The sequence below is a fragment of the Levilactobacillus namurensis DSM 19117 genome, assembly GCF_001434785.1.
GTDB lineage: Bacteria > Bacillota > Bacilli > Lactobacillales > Lactobacillaceae > Levilactobacillus > Levilactobacillus namurensis.
Genome location: NZ_AZDT01000011.1, coordinates 1 through 14,848 on the forward strand (window position 1 = coordinate 1; position 14,848 = coordinate 14,848).

At 51.9% G+C, this 14,848-nt stretch carries 16 protein-coding genes, 1 pseudogene and 1 riboswitch; of the genes and pseudogenes, 7 read left to right on the top strand and 10 right to left on the bottom strand.

The annotated features are described in order from the left end of the window. Positions 1–60 precede the first annotated feature (60 nt). A pseudogene (locus tag FD30_RS02570) lies at positions 61–414 on the top strand (cytidine deaminase family protein); the annotation flags it as partial. Then, positions 407–880: an HIT family protein gene (locus FD30_RS02575; protein ID WP_056943775.1), complete on the top strand. Its 474-nt coding sequence runs from the start codon at positions 407–409 to the stop codon at positions 878–880. The pseudogene FD30_RS02570 and the gene FD30_RS02575, both read left to right, overlap by 8 nt. An 85-nt stretch (positions 881–965) precedes the next feature. Here FD30_RS02575 and FD30_RS02580 read toward each other — a convergent pair whose 3' ends face one another. Then, positions 966–1,193 carry a hypothetical protein gene (locus tag FD30_RS02580; RefSeq protein WP_056943776.1) on the bottom strand — a complete coding sequence of 76 codons (228 nt, stop codon included), beginning with the start codon at positions 1,191–1,193 and terminating at the stop codon, positions 966–968. 232 nt (positions 1,194–1,425) lie between these two features. Between FD30_RS02580 and FD30_RS02585 the strand changes: the two genes are divergently transcribed. The 4 genes from FD30_RS02585 to FD30_RS02600 all read left to right on the top strand — a co-directional run bounded on the left by FD30_RS02585 (position 1,426) and on the right by FD30_RS02600 (position 4,216). Further along, positions 1,426–1,860, top strand: coding sequence for a LytTR family DNA-binding domain-containing protein (locus FD30_RS02585; RefSeq protein ID WP_056943777.1), 435 nt, complete (start codon positions 1,426–1,428; stop codon positions 1,858–1,860). After that, positions 1,857–2,306 (top strand): DUF3021 domain-containing protein, encoded by a 450-nt coding sequence (locus FD30_RS02590; protein ID WP_056943778.1) that lies wholly within the window; start codon positions 1,857–1,859, stop codon positions 2,304–2,306. Before FD30_RS02585 ends, FD30_RS02590 begins: the two co-directional genes overlap by 4 nt. 118 nt (positions 2,307–2,424) lie before the next feature. Next, complete coding sequence (locus FD30_RS02595) at positions 2,425–3,468, top strand: AI-2E family transporter (protein ID WP_056943779.1); 1,044 nt, start codon at positions 2,425–2,427, stop codon at positions 3,466–3,468. Positions 3,469–3,694: 226 nt separating this feature from the next. Further along, positions 3,695–4,216 carry a VanZ family protein gene (locus FD30_RS02600; protein ID WP_056943780.1) on the top strand — a complete coding sequence of 174 codons (522 nt, stop codon included), beginning with the start codon at positions 3,695–3,697 and terminating at the stop codon, positions 4,214–4,216. Positions 4,217–4,263: 47 nt separating this feature from the next. On the opposite strand, the gene ribH is transcribed toward FD30_RS02600, so the two are convergent. From ribH to FD30_RS02645, 9 genes are all read right to left on the bottom strand, one after another. Further along, positions 4,264–4,731: a 6,7-dimethyl-8-ribityllumazine synthase gene (gene ribH, locus FD30_RS02605; protein ID WP_056943781.1), complete on the bottom strand. Its 468-nt coding sequence runs from the start codon at positions 4,729–4,731 to the stop codon at positions 4,264–4,266. 5 nt (positions 4,732–4,736) lie between these two features. Beyond that, entirely contained in the window at positions 4,737–5,945 is a 1,209-nt protein-coding gene (locus FD30_RS02610; RefSeq protein ID WP_056943782.1) for a bifunctional 3,4-dihydroxy-2-butanone-4-phosphate synthase/GTP cyclohydrolase II, read from the bottom strand. Next, positions 5,942–6,538, bottom strand: a complete 597-nt coding sequence (locus tag FD30_RS02615; RefSeq protein WP_056943783.1) for a riboflavin synthase — start codon at positions 6,536–6,538, stop codon at positions 5,942–5,944. Before FD30_RS02615 ends, FD30_RS02610 begins: the two co-directional genes overlap by 4 nt. After that, complete coding sequence (gene ribD / locus FD30_RS02620) at positions 6,519–7,598, bottom strand: bifunctional diaminohydroxyphosphoribosylaminopyrimidine deaminase/5-amino-6-(5-phosphoribosylamino)uracil reductase RibD (protein ID WP_225426471.1); 1,080 nt, start codon at positions 7,596–7,598, stop codon at positions 6,519–6,521. The genes FD30_RS02615 and ribD overlap by 20 nt, the downstream gene beginning before the upstream one ends. A 116-nt stretch (positions 7,599–7,714) precedes the next feature. Beyond that, a riboswitch (FMN riboswitch) is annotated at positions 7,715–7,852 on the bottom strand. A gap of 227 nt (positions 7,853–8,079) precedes the next feature. Then, positions 8,080–8,511 (bottom strand): GtrA family protein, encoded by a 432-nt coding sequence (locus FD30_RS02625; RefSeq protein ID WP_024746326.1) that lies wholly within the window; start codon positions 8,509–8,511, stop codon positions 8,080–8,082. 442 nt (positions 8,512–8,953) lie between these two features. Further along, positions 8,954–9,820: a DegV family protein gene (locus tag FD30_RS02630; RefSeq protein ID WP_056943784.1), complete on the bottom strand. Its 867-nt coding sequence runs from the start codon at positions 9,818–9,820 to the stop codon at positions 8,954–8,956. A 63-nt stretch (positions 9,821–9,883) separates the two neighbouring features. Beyond that, positions 9,884–11,131, bottom strand: coding sequence for an MFS transporter (locus FD30_RS02635; RefSeq protein WP_056943785.1), 1,248 nt, complete (start codon positions 11,129–11,131; stop codon positions 9,884–9,886). 10 nt (positions 11,132–11,141) lie between these two features. Beyond that, positions 11,142–12,428 (bottom strand): alkaline phosphatase family protein, encoded by a 1,287-nt coding sequence (locus FD30_RS02640; protein WP_056943786.1) that lies wholly within the window; start codon positions 12,426–12,428, stop codon positions 11,142–11,144. Positions 12,429–12,444: 16 nt separating this feature from the next. Then, a complete protein-coding gene (locus FD30_RS02645; protein ID WP_024746330.1) occupies positions 12,445–12,879 on the bottom strand; it encodes a MarR family winged helix-turn-helix transcriptional regulator in 435 nt (144 codons plus the stop codon). A 197-nt stretch (positions 12,880–13,076) separates the two neighbouring features. Between FD30_RS02645 and FD30_RS02650 the strand changes: the two genes are divergently transcribed. Further along, positions 13,077–14,792: an NFACT RNA binding domain-containing protein gene (locus tag FD30_RS02650; protein WP_056943787.1), complete on the top strand. Its 1,716-nt coding sequence runs from the start codon at positions 13,077–13,079 to the stop codon at positions 14,790–14,792. The last annotated feature ends 56 nt before the right edge of the window (positions 14,793–14,848 follow it).

The following is a 14,848-nucleotide window of genomic DNA, read 5'->3' on the forward strand; positions in this document are numbered from 1 at the left end:
CACTTGAATCATGTGTTTGATGGGGATTTTGGAGTTTCTGGTGAATAATTCAGGAACGACTTTCTTTACGCGCATAACGTGGTCTGTGCTTTACAAAGTAAGTCTGGCAAAATCTTTACGGGATTTTGCATTGAGGGCCTCTGTGGCACCATGAACCTATGTGCCGAACGGGTTGCGCTATTAAACATGTACACGACTAGTGGTGAAACCGAGGTTCAGCGCATCATTGCCTTTCGCGACGCCGCCCCAACGGGCATGAGTGGCATGCCGTGCGGTGTCTGCCGGGAAACGTTAATGGAGTTCTCCGAAAAAAACGCGCAAACGGAAATCATGGTCGACTATGCACATCGCCAGACGGTGACTCTAGGCGAGATTTTCCCCAATTGGTGGGGCAGCGTGAAGACGGATGCCTAAGGAAAGAGCCACCCCATTTTGGCAAACTCACCGAATCGAAAGCGCCCTAGCCGGAACGAACCCGATGGTGCTGACTGCGTTACCAGGCGGCTTTGTCGCCCTGGGGGATGTGCAATTCTTACCGGGGTACTGTGTCTTGTTACCCAAACGGCAAGTCGGCTCATTAAATGAACTGTCATGGTCTGAACGCGCCGACTTTTTAACCAGCATGGCTTACGTTGGGGATGCCCTGTTAGCAGTCTGTCATCCCCAACGAATTAATTATGATATTTTAGGCAACACGGATGAGTTTTTACATGCGCACATTTTCCCTAGGTACGCTTGGGAACCGCCTGAACGACAAAAAATGCCCGTTTGGCAGTATCCCGCAGAAAATTGGCATGATCCCGAAACGGCTTACCAACCAGCAAAACATGCCGCTTTACGCCAACAGCTTAAATGCTATTTGGACCAACATTTGGCCTAAAATCACTCGCAGATAAACCTAACCCCCTAAGATTGGATAGTCAGTCTTAGGGGGTTAGTGTTTGTTAAGTCTTTTGCTGTTCGAATTAGTCATTAACGTCAATGACGACCTTAACCGCTTCTTTATCAGTATTCGCTCTTTCAAAGGCGGCTTGTGTCTGTTCCAACGGGTAATGAACCGAAACGATTTCCGGAAAGTGATTATCGAGATTCGTAATATTGTGAATAGCTTTCTTGATGTCCGCAGCGGTATAGATAGCAGAGCCCAGAAAACTAAGTTCATTCATGGCTAGGAATTGCGGCTTATAGGTCACCGGGGTTGCCCCTAAAGCCACGACGACAAACTTAGCGCAAAACTTCTTAGTGAAAGCTAGGCGCTACTGGTTGATATCCACCTGCATCCGATTTGATTTTAGTGATTATTCGGGCCCATTCATCGTCTAACTTGAGCCACTCAACGTTCAAAAAGGACCATTAGACGCTTACTGAACGTTTCTGTTCAAGGGACGTGGTACTATTTCTAATGCGGAGGGAGGTTGTCGGCTAATGAAAATTAATTTTCACATTGATCCGAAGCTAAAAGCTGACCATGCCGACTTTTGGTTACGAGAACTGACCGACCACTTAGCGACTATCATCACGCAATTGAATCAGAAAAATGAAGTCTTATGGTGCTATCAAGATAATGAAATTAATCCGGTCGCTTGCGCCGATATCGTTGTCTTGCAAGCGGTTGGTAACCGGATTCAGGTCGATACGGCGGACAAAACTTACGCTTACCATGCCCGACTGGCTCACGTTATCGATCAATTGCCGGCCGAATTCATTGAAGCTTCGCGGGGAACGGTGATCAATTACCAAAAGATTGATCACTTGGAGTTGTTAGGCAACGGGAAAATCGACGTCCTCATGACCAATCAACAACGGGTTCAGATGTCTCGGCGAAAAATCAAAAACTTAAAGGAGAAATTAGGCATATGAAAAAGGCCTTAAAAAATGTTGTTCGGGGGATGGCGTTGGGTATCGTCTTGGGCCTAGTGATTTCCCTGATGTTTAATTACGGGTATGGGACCGTTCAATACTACCCGTCATCGCCGCAATTCATGGCACACTTCACCCATCCTTTAAACGCGGTCCTCATTTCGCTAATCTTATGGGCCGCTATTGGGGTGGTGTTCAGCCTAGGGGCGCTTATTTTTAAAATCAAGAACTGGTCGCTTCTCAAATGCACCATTGTTAATTTTTGGATCTACTATCTAGGATTTACGCCGTTAGCCATGTTGGCGGGCTGGGTTCCAATGACCCTCAAGTCTCTCAGCACGTTCACCATCACGTTTCTACTCATCTACTTGCTCATGTGGCTGATAAACGTTGTGAGAGACCGTCACCAGATTGCTAAGATTAACGAGCGTATCAAACGGGGATAATTCGTGAACTCATCTAAGGACTGTTAAGCCAGTTACGAGCTCAGCCTGATTGAGACTTAATTTACAACGTTGTCTCCCTAGCGTAGACTAATGTCATAACCTTTTAAGGAGGCGTTTCATGTTCACAAGTGTTAAACGACTTTGGCAAAATCCATTGACAGCTTACTACTTAGCTTTGGTGCTGTTAATTTTGATTGCCTGGTTTGCCCGGGGCTTTCTTTCCCTGGCCCTGTTCACCATCATCTTTATCTACTTAGGCAACGCTGCCATTATGGGAATCGAGCGCCACACGCCCTTGCATCACTGGCTGATTACGATTCTGGTGTACTTATTGTTCTTAGGAATTCTAGTGGCGGCTTTCGCCCAGATCATTCCGCCGCTGGTCAGCGAGGCGTCGAATCTGCCCCGCGCGCTAGACCAACTGATTCAAACCTATCCACAACTAGAAAGTTCGGCTAAGAAGTTGATGGAAGACTTATCGCAAAACGCTTCCGTTATCAGCAATGGGAAAACCCTCCTCACGTCGGGAATCGGGAAATTGTCCCGCTTTAGTTCCGGCGTAGAGACCATCGTGTTAGCCTTCTTCTTTAGCTTCATCTTTAACTTGACTAAGGCGCAGTTACAACGGTTCGTCCATGCGTTTACCCAAAGCCGCTTTGCGCGACTCTTCGTACCCATGGGGAACCTCATCGCTAGCTTCGTTCAGATCTTCGGCACCGTTATCGAGACCCAATTGATCATTTGCACGATCAATACCGCCTTAATGGTCCTGGGACTCTGGATCCTGCATATGCCGAGTCTACTCATCTTAGGCATCATGGTCTTCTTCTTAGGACTGATTCCGGTGGCCGGGGTATTGATTTCCCTGATTCCCTTATCGATCATCGCCTTTATGACGGGCGGTCTCTGGCGGCTCCTGGCGGTCCTGGTGCTGGTGGCCTTGATTCACATGTTCGAATCCTACTTCCTGCATCCCCGGTTAATGGCCAACGCCACCAACCTGCCCATCTTTGTCACCTTTATCACGTTAATTGTTAGTGAACAGATTTTTGGGGCTTGGGGCTTGATCGTCGGCGTACCATTAGTCGCTTTCTTCCTGCAAGTCTTTGACGTAAACCTAAAAACGGGACATCCCCGAGTTACACAGTCTAACGGTCATTAAGAAAAAGCAGCTCCCCAATCCAGTTGAGATTGAGGAGCTGCTTTTGACGATGCAAATGGCTTCTTCAGTCGATGAATGTGACCAGAGTATGAGGATACCCTTATGATTTTCCTAAGGCCCCGAAGAAAACGTTAAGCTCCGCGGATAATCCCCCACTAGTCCCGATTTCGCGGTAAGCTAGCACCAAGTTACCCGCTGAACCAAAAATAATGATGGAGGTGGTTGAATGCGTTGGGAACCCTTAGTACTGATTGCATTGACGGCGAGTTTAGTTGGACTCATGATATTGTTAACAATGACTAACCGGCGACATCGTTGGATAGCCCTCGGGACTTTGGCCTATCTGACCGGACTTGGGGCCATCGTCTTCACCCCACTGTCCTTCTCTGGTACTGCCGTTTATATCATGCCCGCTGGTATCGGGCGAGTGAATCTGACGCAACTCGATGTCTGGAACCTCGGCTTTTTTGAAAATATTTTGATGACCCTACCGTTGGGCTTTCTGTTTAAACACTTCTGGCCTTCCCTGTCACTTTGGGGCGTCGGCTTCCTGGGACTGAGTGTTGGGAGTTTTATTGAAATCGCGCAGTACATCTTGTCCCACCACTGGTTGATCAACCGGAGCAGTGATATCAACGACGTCCTGGCCAACGCGTTGGGCGTCCTGGTGGGCGGTTTAGTGGCCTTGGCCCTACAGCACTTACAAACAACGCACCAGCAGAAACTAACTCGCGTTTCCATGAGTTAACCCTGGCTGAACACTCACGACTGATGACCGACAGTTGTGGGTGTTTTTTATTTAGCAGCGGTTAACTGGTCTTGGACGTCCAGCATGGTCAACACGCCAGCCGCACAGTCGCGACCCTTGTTACCGACCTTACCACCAGCACGATCTAAGGCTTGGTAAAGGTCATCGGTGGTCAAGACCCCGAACATCACGGGGACCGGACCATTTAGGGACACTTCGGCTAACCCGTGGGCCGTTTCGGCACAGACATAGTCGTAATGGCTGGTCGCACCGCGAATGACCGCGCCTAAAGCGATGATGCCGTCGACCTGGTGTTGGTCAGCCATGAGCTTGGCCGTCCGAGCGAGCTCGAAGGCACCGGGGACACTGACTACGAGTTGCCGGTCCCGGGAGATGCCCGCCTGTTCTAAGGCCTCTTGTGCACCCGCCAGAAGACGGTCGGTCACGACCTGGTTGAATTGGGCGACTACGATACCGATTCGACGGGTTTTAAGGGATGTGTTTGTTTGCGTCATTTGAATTAAACCTCCTTGAGTTGGTGATGGAACTTTGCTTTTTTAGTGGCTAAATACCGGCGATTTTCCGGTAAAGGTTGCGTTTCGAGGGGAACACGCTGGAGCACGTCCAGTCCCAAATTGGTCAGTTGGTCGACCTTGTCCGGGTTGTTGGTCAATAACCGGACCTGTGTGATGTGCTTTAAGTGCAGAATCGCCGCAACCAGGCCATAATGGCGTTCGTCGGGTTGGAAGCCTAATTCTTGATTGGCTTCGACGGTGTCCAAGCCGTTTTCCTGAAGGTGGTAGGCCTTGAGCTTGTTGATCAGGCCGATTCCCCGCCCCTCTTGGCGCAGGTAGAGTACGGCGCCAGAACCATTTTGCTGGATCCGGTCCATAGCCATGCTGAGCTGTTCGCCACAGTCGCATCGCTTGGAACCGAAGACGTCACCGGTCAAGCACTCCGAGTGGACCCGTAACAGGAGTGGCTGGTTGGGCGTGATGGGCCCCTTAGACAACAGGAGTGCTGGTTGGGCCCCGTCATGCGTGGTGAAAGCCTCTAACTGGAAGTCACCGTGCTGCGTAGGCAGTGCTACGGCCGGGATTGGTGTGACCACGTCAATGGCGTGCCGGTACCGGTAATCCCGAATCTGTTGGATTGAGATCAAGGGAAGCTGCATCCCCTCAGCCAAGGCCTTCAGCTGGGGCCGCCGCGCCATCTTTCCGGATTTTTGAAGGACCTCGCAGATGTAAGCTACGGGTTGCGCGCCCGCCAGGCGTGCAAGATCAACGGCGGCTTCCGTATGACCGCCCCGTGCGAGAACACCGTGCTCCTGGGCAATCAGGGGAAAGACGTGGCCGGGATGGTAAAAGGCCGCCGGCTGAGATTGAGGATCCGCTAATTGCTGGAGGGTATCCGCCCGGTCAAAGGCGGAGATTCCCGTACTGGTCGTGGTGGCATCTGCACTCACGGTAAAGGCCGTGCCGAACGCGTCGGTCCCGTGGGCGACCATGGGGTGTAACCCTAGCCGAGTGGCCACGGCAGGTGCCATGGGCGCACATAAGAGTCCCCGCGCATGGGTGACCATGGTATTGACGGTCTCGGGGGTCGCGAACTCGGCGAGGCCGACTAAGTCCCCTTCGGCTTCGCGGTCTTCATCGTCCATGACCACGACTAATCCGCCAGCTTTAAGCTGCTTCAGCGCCGTTTCGATGGGTGTATCTAGATTTTTCATGATTTTGCCTCCCGTTGATGCAATAAATATTTAGCTAAAACATCGGTTTCTAAGTTCACGTTGTCACCCAGTTGACGCCGTCCCAGGCTGGTCTCGTGGAGGGTCTGGGGGATTAGACTGACACTGAACTGGGTTGGAGAGACCGTCACCAGGGTCAGACTGACGCCATCGAGTGTGACGGACCCCTTCTCCGCTAATTCGGCGTAGTAGGTCGTCGGGTACTCGAAGGTGAGGATCTCGGCGTTGGTGTCCGGTGTTCGGTCGACCAGCTGGGCAACCGTATCGACGTGCCCTAAGACCAGGTGACCGCCTAACCGATCCCCGACGCGCAGTGCCGGTTCTAAGTTGACTGCATCACCGATGGCTTGGTCGCCCAGCGTCGTTCGGTGATAGGTTTCGGGCATAACGTCTACCGTGAAGTCTTGGTCGGTCATGGCAATAATGGTTAAGCAGACGCCGTTGATGGCGAGGCTATCGCCAATCTGGCTGTGCCAGCGGTGCGCTAACGGGGTATGGATGGTCAACCGTTGCTGGGTAGCGGTACGAACGCTTCGAGCAACGGTCCCCTGTCCCTTAATGATTCCGGTAAACATAATCCGCAGACCTCCTATACGTGAGCTTAATGTCCGGCTGTAAAGCTTGGGTTTGGACCAGTTCCCATGACCGTTGAACGGCTCCGGGAACGCCTTGGGCGACGGGTAAGCCAGTGCCACCTAAAGTCAAAGGCGCTAGGTACGTGATCAGCTGATCCACGGCGCCGGAAGCCAACCAAGTGGCTTGGACCTGGCTGCCCCCCTCGATCAACAAGGATTGGATGCCCTGCGTGGTCAGCCAGTCTAAGATCTGTTGCGGCGTCCACTCCGGTTGGACCACGACGTGAACGAAATCTGGCCATTGCCGCTGACTGGGCTGGCGGACCAAGAGGTATACCGGGGACGGCGTCTGTAAGATGGCCGCTGTCTCCGCCAGTTGGTCGGCGTCTTGCATCAGGACGATCCGCCAAGGTGCAAAATCTACAGGTTGCGTGCGCACCGTTAGCTGGGGATTATCCTGTTGAACGGTATGCTCGCCAATCAAGATGGCCTGTTGTGTGGCGCGCAGAGCCTGGCTATCATGGTAGGCGGCTTGACTGGTCAGGTGTGTCCGTTGAGGACCGGTGGCGTTTAATTTGCCGTCAATGCTCATCGCGTACTTGACCGTGACGAACGGTCGGTGGTGCTGGTAAAAGAAGTTGTACGCCTTATTCAGTGCACTGGTGGTCCCCAGAACGGTGACTTGGACGCCCGCAGCCTTGAGTTTAGCGACGCCGCGGCCGGCCACTAACGGATTAGGGTCCAGTTGGCCAATGACCACGCGCTGAATCCCCACCTGAATCAAGCGATCCGCGCACGGCGGGGTCTTACCATAGTGGCTGCAGGGTTCTAACGTGACATAGATGGTGGCGCCTCGGGCCTGGTCAAGGTCGGCCAGGTGGTTCAAAGCGTCAATTTCCGCATGGGGTTCTCCAAAACGGTGATGGTACCCCCGTGCTAAGACTTGATGGTGCTTGACAATGACGGCACCGACGACCGGGTTCGTCCAGGTATGTCCCTGACCTAACCGGGCTTGGTCGGCTGCCATGGCTAAATAAACTGAATCGTTGATCAAACTCACCCCACAAAAAAAGCCCCGCAAAATGATTTGCGGGGCAAAAATTTGAAAGCTAAATAAGATCCCATCGAGTGAGTGGTTGCCAAAAAAGCCGCCACTAACGGTGTGAAATAAACCAGTTGTTTCTTCTCCCATCCAGACTATACTGTCGGTCCCAGACTCTCACTGGGTCCACCGCGTGAAGCGGGTCACGGACTTCAACGGTCGTTGCCGTTGTCACCGTCGGTCGGGAATTGCACCCTGCCCCGAAGAAATCTATTCAGTTAACAGGTTTTACCCTACAACATCTTTTAACATCTTGCAAGTCATTCTGAAAAGTTGGTCCCTTGATCTAGCGGATGATCAGTTGCCGGGATGCCCCGGCCAGCGGGGTTCGGCACGTGTCTAAAAAATTTGCGGGTAGGACCATAATCGAACCGGCGACGGTTAAAAAAATGTTCATCAAAAATGGCGCCTCCCTAGGAAGGCGCCATTTTGGTGAGCATTAATCCTTAACCATGGCTTTCGCTTTACGGAAGACGAACCATTTGCTTAAGAAGTAGTTGGCAACGACCACCACGACTTGGTCGACCAACTTGGTCAACATGGCGTTTTGCTGAAGCAAAGAGATTCCAATCCACATGATGCCGGCGTCAATCACCAACGTGGCCGCCCGGGCGCCAAAGAACTTAACGGTTTCCTGTTCTAAGGCTCGAAACGTTGTAAAGTGGGAATGGAAGACCCACACCCGGTTAGTCAAGTAAGCAAAGAGCACCGAGAGGAACCAGGCCATGGCGTTCCCCACCTGGTAATTCCAGTGCCATAAATCGTTGGTGATGAAGAAGACCACCATGTTGACCAGGGTCGTCATCCCCCCGAAAAACAGATAAGCAATGACGTCTTTATAGTGATCAAAAAGTTGTATGAGTCGTTTCATTGCGTGTGTATCCCCCTGAGTTAAAAATCCCGACCTCTAATCGTCCTTATTAGCAGTTATAGCGAACCCCGGACCAAAAGGCAAGTTTGATTCCCCGTTGTTGAAAAAAATGAAAGTGGGTAGGTTTACTGGTCGGCAGAACTGAATCTTTGGGTCAATCAGTCGGTCCCCCCACGTATCCCTGTCGTCCAGGACGCGACCGCGTACTCAATTATACGCCTGAAGACTGGGGACCAAAAGTTAAGAATTGACCATAAAAAGCGGTCACCAGGAAACGACAGGCAACCGATGACGCTTGCCGACACAAAAATTCAACTTAAGTTCCGGTTGAGCCACTGCCTGGATGGGGTTCAAGCTAACGAAAAAAGCCGATGTACCGGAAATCTCCGATACGTCGACTGATTGAATAATTTTCATAAGATAATAGCATTGATCACCGGAACTAAGCGCGTTCGTAGTCTTTCAGCCAGGCTAGCGCTAACGCTTTTTCCCCTAGATGGGCCCCGATAACGGGACCAAAGTAGGATCGTTCAATCGGCAGATCAGGATACTGCGCGGAAATCTTATCTGCCCAGTTCTGCCCACCCTCGGGATCGTTGGCATCGATCACTAACGCCAGCAGCGGGTAATCGACCTTGGCCTGGGCTTCCACAAAGAGCTGTTCCACTCGGGCTAAGGCTTTCTTGCGTGACCGGACTTTTTCAAAGGCCACGATTTCGTGGGTGTCATCATCAAACGTCAACAGCGGCTTGATTCGCAGAACACTGCCAATGAAGGCTGAAGCGTTGGATAAGCGTCCCCCACGCACCAGATTTTGGAGGTCGTCCACCACGAAGTATTCACCGATCGTGGACCGTAAGTCGTCCAGACGCGCAATGATCTCTTCGGGGGTCGCCCCCTTGTCCGCCATCCGCGAAGCTTCAATGGCCAGATACCCCATTAGCTTGACCGTAATCTGAGAATCGTACGGGATGACCCGGATATTTTCAATCGTGGGTGCGATATTTTTAAGTTGATTGACAAACCCCGAGATGGTGCTGGCAAGGTGGATACTGATAACCGTATCGTAACCTTCGTCGGCCAATTGGTTGTAGAGATTGATCATCTCACCCAATGGCGGTTGCGACGTACTTGGAAAAGACTTGGAGTTACGCAACCAATCGTAGAATTCACCCGTGGAGATATCAACGCCTTCGTCATAAGAGCGCCCATCGATGATCACTGGAATGGGCACGACATGGATATGATACCGCTCGACCTCTTCTGCGGACAAATAGCTGGTACTATCGGTGACCACAGCAATCTTCATGTTCTTACACCTACTTCTTTCATTCATTGTAACAACCAGAATACCATAAAAACCTAGAAACCACTAGGAATTGTCTGTGGCATCGTGCGGAAGCGTCCCAAAAATAACTAACCCGAGAATAAAGAGAATGGACAATGAAGCTGCCCCAATTCGGGATTGTCCGGTGATCTGGGTGACCACGCCAACTAGGACGGGACCCAGCACGGCCGAAAATTTACCTAGGATATTGTAGAACCCAAAGAATTCACTGGAACGTTCCTTTGGGACGATTCGACCGAAGTAGGATCGCGAAAGATCCTGAATACCACCCTGACTGGTTCCGACCAATACGGCCAACAGCCAAAAGTCCGCGGCGGTGTGGAGGCGTAACGCGTCCAAGCAGATCAAGAGGTAGACCACGATGGCCACTAGAATCCCCGTACGCGTACTGGTCTTTGCGGCTAACCACCCGTAAAACAGTGAGCACGGAAAGGCCACCAGTTGAACCACCAGAAGCACCATGATTAGGGTCGTACTGGTAATCCCAATGTCGAGGCCAATCGACGTCGCCATGGTGAAGATGGTGTCGACCCCGTCGATGTAGCAGAAGTAGGCGACCAAAAACCAGGCTAAGTACTTGTGTTGCCGTAAATGTCGAATCGTTTGCCAGACACGAGACCAGCTTTGACGCAGTGGCCGGGTCGTGGTGGTCAGCGCGTGACGTTGCCGAACGTTACGGACTAACGGGATGAAGAAGATGACCCACCAGATAGCGGCTAGTGCAAAGCCCCACCGAGCCACAGCAAGACTAGACAGGTGACCAAAGCCGTGGGTGAATTCGAGGACCATGAACAGGATAAACGCGATGACCCCGCCCAGGTAGCCAAAACCATACCCCGTACTAGAAATCTTATCCATCTGGCTGTCGGTACTTACGTCGGTCAAGAAACTATCGTAGAAGAGGTTCCCGCCAGAATAGCCTAAAACGGATAACACGTAGATCACTAGTAGCCAGCGCCATTGGGTTGTCGGCAGTACCGCTAGACCTAACGTCATCAGCATCCCCAGCGTGGTGAAGCCCACTAGGAGACGTTTCTTGAATCCTTGGTAATCTGCCAGTGCCCCCAGAAACGGCGCCAGTAAAGCGACCAGTAGTGTCCCGATACTGTTGGCATAGCCCCAAAAGGCCGTGGCGTTGGCGGCGGTGACCCCGTTAGCTTGCGCGATGGTTTTAAAGTAGATGGGTAATACCGCCGTGGTGACGATAATGCCGTAGCCGGAATTCGCCCAATCATAGAAGACCCAACTCCACTGTTCTTTGTTTAACTTCATGTGCACACTCCTAATCCTTAAAGGCATCCGTTAACGCGTGCCCTGGTAAGGGTTCAGGGAAATGAACACCTAACAAGTGTGCAAACGTTGGCGCTTCATCGACCAACTCAGCGGTATCGATAACGTGCCCCGACTTAATCGCTGGTCCCGAAAGTACCAGCGTGGTGAAATAATCCGGCTTATCGGGATCATATCCGTGAACGCCGTGGTACCGGTCGGGTTGCCCCAGGGCCTCGGGGTCGACGGCTTCCACCACCGCTGGTCGGCGGGTCTCATCCGTAAAGTAATATCCCGCTTGGGCTTCGACCAGCCACTGACACTGCGGGTCGGCGCCCCGACTAGCTGCCGCGTCACCGGAAATGACCCGTTCGACCCCTTCGGTCTGTTCCAGTAAGGTCTTAAGCGCCTGGTTGTCCGCGAAGTTGCGCGTGTAAACGTAGGTACACCCGTCACAGGTCTTGGCCCAGACGTGCCAGTCGTTCTTCACCGTGCCCTCTTTCGTGGCGGTTAACCATCCCCGTTGGGCGAAGGCTTGGTTCAAGTGAATCATGTGGTCCACGTTGATCTGGTAGTGGTCGCCCAGAATCGCAAAGTTGGTCGCCGCAAAGGTCCCCGCTTCAATCGTAGCATCGATTAATTGACCCACCCGCTTATCCAAACGGCGTAAGGCAGCCATGGCTTGCGGTGACCGTACACCGTACCGGTGGCGCATGCTGTCCATGTCAACCAGGTGGACAAGGGTTAATTGCGGCTTTTTATGGGTAATCGTGTCAACCGCACACGCTGTGATGAAGTCGTCTAATTCCGGCTGTTGAATCCCACGGCGTAGGTGGCCGTACTTTTGATTCATGCGTAACAGAAACGCCGGACTGCTAGCCTTAAGGGATACCAGAACCTGGTTTGTCCAGATGCGGTTGGGGAAAATCTCGGCTAAGTTATAGGTGATCTTGCTTCCCGCCGTGACGGGCCATAGAAAGGCAGCCGTCTTTTGGTGCTGCTGCCGAACTAAGTCGTACAGCGTTGGGACTTTAACGTCGCGCTGGTACCAATACCAATCGGGAGACTGGCGTTGGGGTTGTCGTTTGGTGTTGTTCACGATTCCGTGTTCTCGCGGATACTGCCCCGTGATAATGGTGGTATGGGAGGGATAAGTTAGTGTGGGATAGATACCCCGCACCCGCTTGACCCGAGTTCCGGTGGCCAGCAGTCGGCGTAAATTCGGCAAATCGTCCAGGTGTTCATCGAGGTCTCGACTCCCTAGAGCGTCTAGCGAGATAACAATTAAACGTGATTGAATGGTGAGTCACTCCTTACTAAGAATGTTCTGAAAAGGTGCGTTGACGATCCATGCTTTTAGCAAGTCGGTTCAACAGGATCTGTAAAAGATTGCGTTCATCGTCTGACCAATGTTCAAAAATCTGATCGGCTAAGTCTTCAAAGTCGCGATTCATCGCCGAAGCGGTGACGGCCCCCTGATCCGTCACGGTATAAATCAACTGCCGTTTATCCCGACCAACGGCTTTCTTGCTAATCAATTCCTTGGTCACCAATCCTTTTAGTTGCCGACTTAAAGTAGAGGTGTCCAGCCGAGTCGCTTCGGCTAGACTCTCTTGGGTGTTGGCACCCCCACCAATATGGTCCAACAGTTGCCATTCGGCGACCGTTAAATGGTGGGCTTTGGTCAGTCGGCGTAAGAGGGTCTGTTCGGCTTTAGTGACCGTCATTAACGCTGCTAAACTTGATTTCAACGGGCCTCACTCCTTTAGTTGCATTATACAACGACATGCTTGCTGGTCACAAGCGCGAATTGCGGGATTCGGTCGCAATTTGAAGTTGCCTAAGTCGTGAGAAAACTTCTTTGCACATCACCGGGGCAATCGTTATAATTTAAATTGTGTTGTCTTTTTTTAACGAAGATAAATTTTAAATTGAAAGGTGTGATTCCATGTCCTTTGACGGTTCTTTCACCCATGCAATGGTCCACGAGCTCAGTCAAACGGTGGCGACGGGTCGGGTCAGCAAGATCAATCAGCCCTACGCCAACGAAATCGTTCTGACGATTCGGGCTAACGGGCATAACTATCCCGTTCTGTTATCTGCGAACCCAACCTATGCGCGAATTCAAATTACGACCATTCCGTACGTTAATCCGCCAGTACCCACGAACTTTACCATGATTCTACGGAAGTACCTGCAAGGGGCCATCCTGAAGGACGTGACCCAAGCGGCCAATGACCGGGTGGTCCACCTCCACTTCACCTCCCGTAACGAACTGGGAGACCAGCAAGAACTCCACCTGATTATTGAAATCATGGCGCGGCACAGTAACGTCATCTTGGTGGATCAAGGTAGTGGTAAGATTCTCGACGCCATTAAACACGTGGGGTCCGACCAGAACCGCTACCGCCTCCTCTTACCAGGAGCGTTGTACATCACTCCGCCAAAACAAGACCTGGATAACCCCTTTGTGGGTCCGCGTCCCGACCTGGCGAAAACGGTTCGAGACTATCCTAATCGCGATGTCTTGGCTACGACGTTACAGCATCAGTATCAAGGGCTGGGCAAAGATACGGCGGCGGCCCTCGCCACGGATTTGCATGAGCCGGGCGACGTCGCGGCCCACTTCACGGCCTTCTTTGCCAAGTTCGACACCCCGCAACCCAGTTTAGCTATCTCGGCGAAGGGCAAGACTAGCTTCACCGCCTTCCCTTACCCCACGGATGGACAGAATCAGTCCGCGACCACCCTTAGCAGCCTCTTGGACACGTATTATCAGGATAAAGCTGAGCGTGACCGGGTCCAACAGCAGGGAAGCGTCTTGATTCGCGTCGTTCGCAACGAGCTGAAAAAGAACCGCAACAAGTACAAGAAGCTACAACGGACCATGGCGGAGACGGAGAATGCGGACGAATACCGGATTAAGGGGGAAGTTCTGACCACGTACCTCTACCAGGTCAAGCGAGGCGAAACGTCTGTGAGCCTGCCGAACTTCTACGATAACGAAAAACCCTTAAAGATTGCGTTGTCCAACCAGCTGTCTCCTAACCAAAACGCTCAGAAGTACTTCAAGCGGTACCAGAAGGCGAAGAACGCGGTGGTTTACGTGACGGAACAACTGGCCCAAACCAAGGCGAACATTGACTACTTCGAAAACATTATGGCCCAAATCGAGCTGGCCGCCCCTAAGGACCTCATCGACATTAAGTTGGAGCTGAAGCAAGGTGGCTACCTGCGCGACCATGACCATATGAAGAAGGCCAAGAAGCAGCGAAAACAGAAGATCAGTCAACCAGACCGCTTTACCGCTAGCGATGGAACCAAGATTTCTGTGGGGAAGAATAACCTGCAGAACGATAAGCTCACGTTACACACGGCCAAGCGGACGGACATCTGGTTGCACGTTAAAGATATGCCGGGGTCACACGTGATTATTCACGCTGCTGATCCTAGTGAAGACACGATTTTAGAGGCAGCGAACCTGGCAGCCTACTTCTCCAAGGCACGGGACTCAAGTACGGTACCGGTCGATTATGTGCCCGTTAAGCGGATCCACAAACCCAATGGCGCTAAGCCAGGATTTGTCATCTTTACAGGGCAAAAGACCGTTTTCGTCACGCCGGAAGCTAAAATCGTTGATCAATTAGCGGCGAACAACCCTTAATTGGCAGATACAAGTTTAAAAAGGGCACCATCAGGAAGATTGATGGTGCCCTTTTT

Coding starts and splice junctions, on each gene's coding strand:
- FD30_RS02595 (WP_056943779.1), top strand. CDS start 2,425: ATGTTCACAAGTGTTAAACGACTTTGGCAAAATCCATTGACAGCTTAC.
- FD30_RS02625 (WP_024746326.1), bottom strand. CDS start 8,511: ATGAAACGACTCATACAACTTTTTGATCACTATAAAGACGTCATTGCT.
- FD30_RS02650 (WP_056943787.1), top strand. CDS start 13,077: ATGTCCTTTGACGGTTCTTTCACCCATGCAATGGTCCACGAGCTCAGT.
- FD30_RS02575 (WP_056943775.1), top strand. CDS start 407: ATGCCTAAGGAAAGAGCCACCCCATTTTGGCAAACTCACCGAATCGAA.
- FD30_RS02635 (WP_056943785.1), bottom strand. CDS start 11,131: ATGAAGTTAAACAAAGAACAGTGGAGTTGGGTCTTCTATGATTGGGCG.
- ribH (WP_056943781.1), bottom strand. CDS start 4,731: ATGACGCAAACAAACACATCCCTTAAAACCCGTCGAATCGGTATCGTA.
- FD30_RS02585 (WP_056943777.1), top strand. CDS start 1,426: ATGAAAATTAATTTTCACATTGATCCGAAGCTAAAAGCTGACCATGCC.
- FD30_RS02630 (WP_056943784.1), bottom strand. CDS start 9,820: ATGAAGATTGCTGTGGTCACCGATAGTACCAGCTATTTGTCCGCAGAA.
- FD30_RS02610 (WP_056943782.1), bottom strand. CDS start 5,945: ATGAAAAATCTAGATACACCCATCGAAACGGCGCTGAAGCAGCTTAAA.
- FD30_RS02600 (WP_056943780.1), top strand. CDS start 3,695: ATGCGTTGGGAACCCTTAGTACTGATTGCATTGACGGCGAGTTTAGTT.
- FD30_RS02615 (WP_056943783.1), bottom strand. CDS start 6,538: ATGTTTACCGGAATCATTAAGGGACAGGGGACCGTTGCTCGAAGCGTT.
- FD30_RS02590 (WP_056943778.1), top strand. CDS start 1,857: ATGAAAAAGGCCTTAAAAAATGTTGTTCGGGGGATGGCGTTGGGTATC.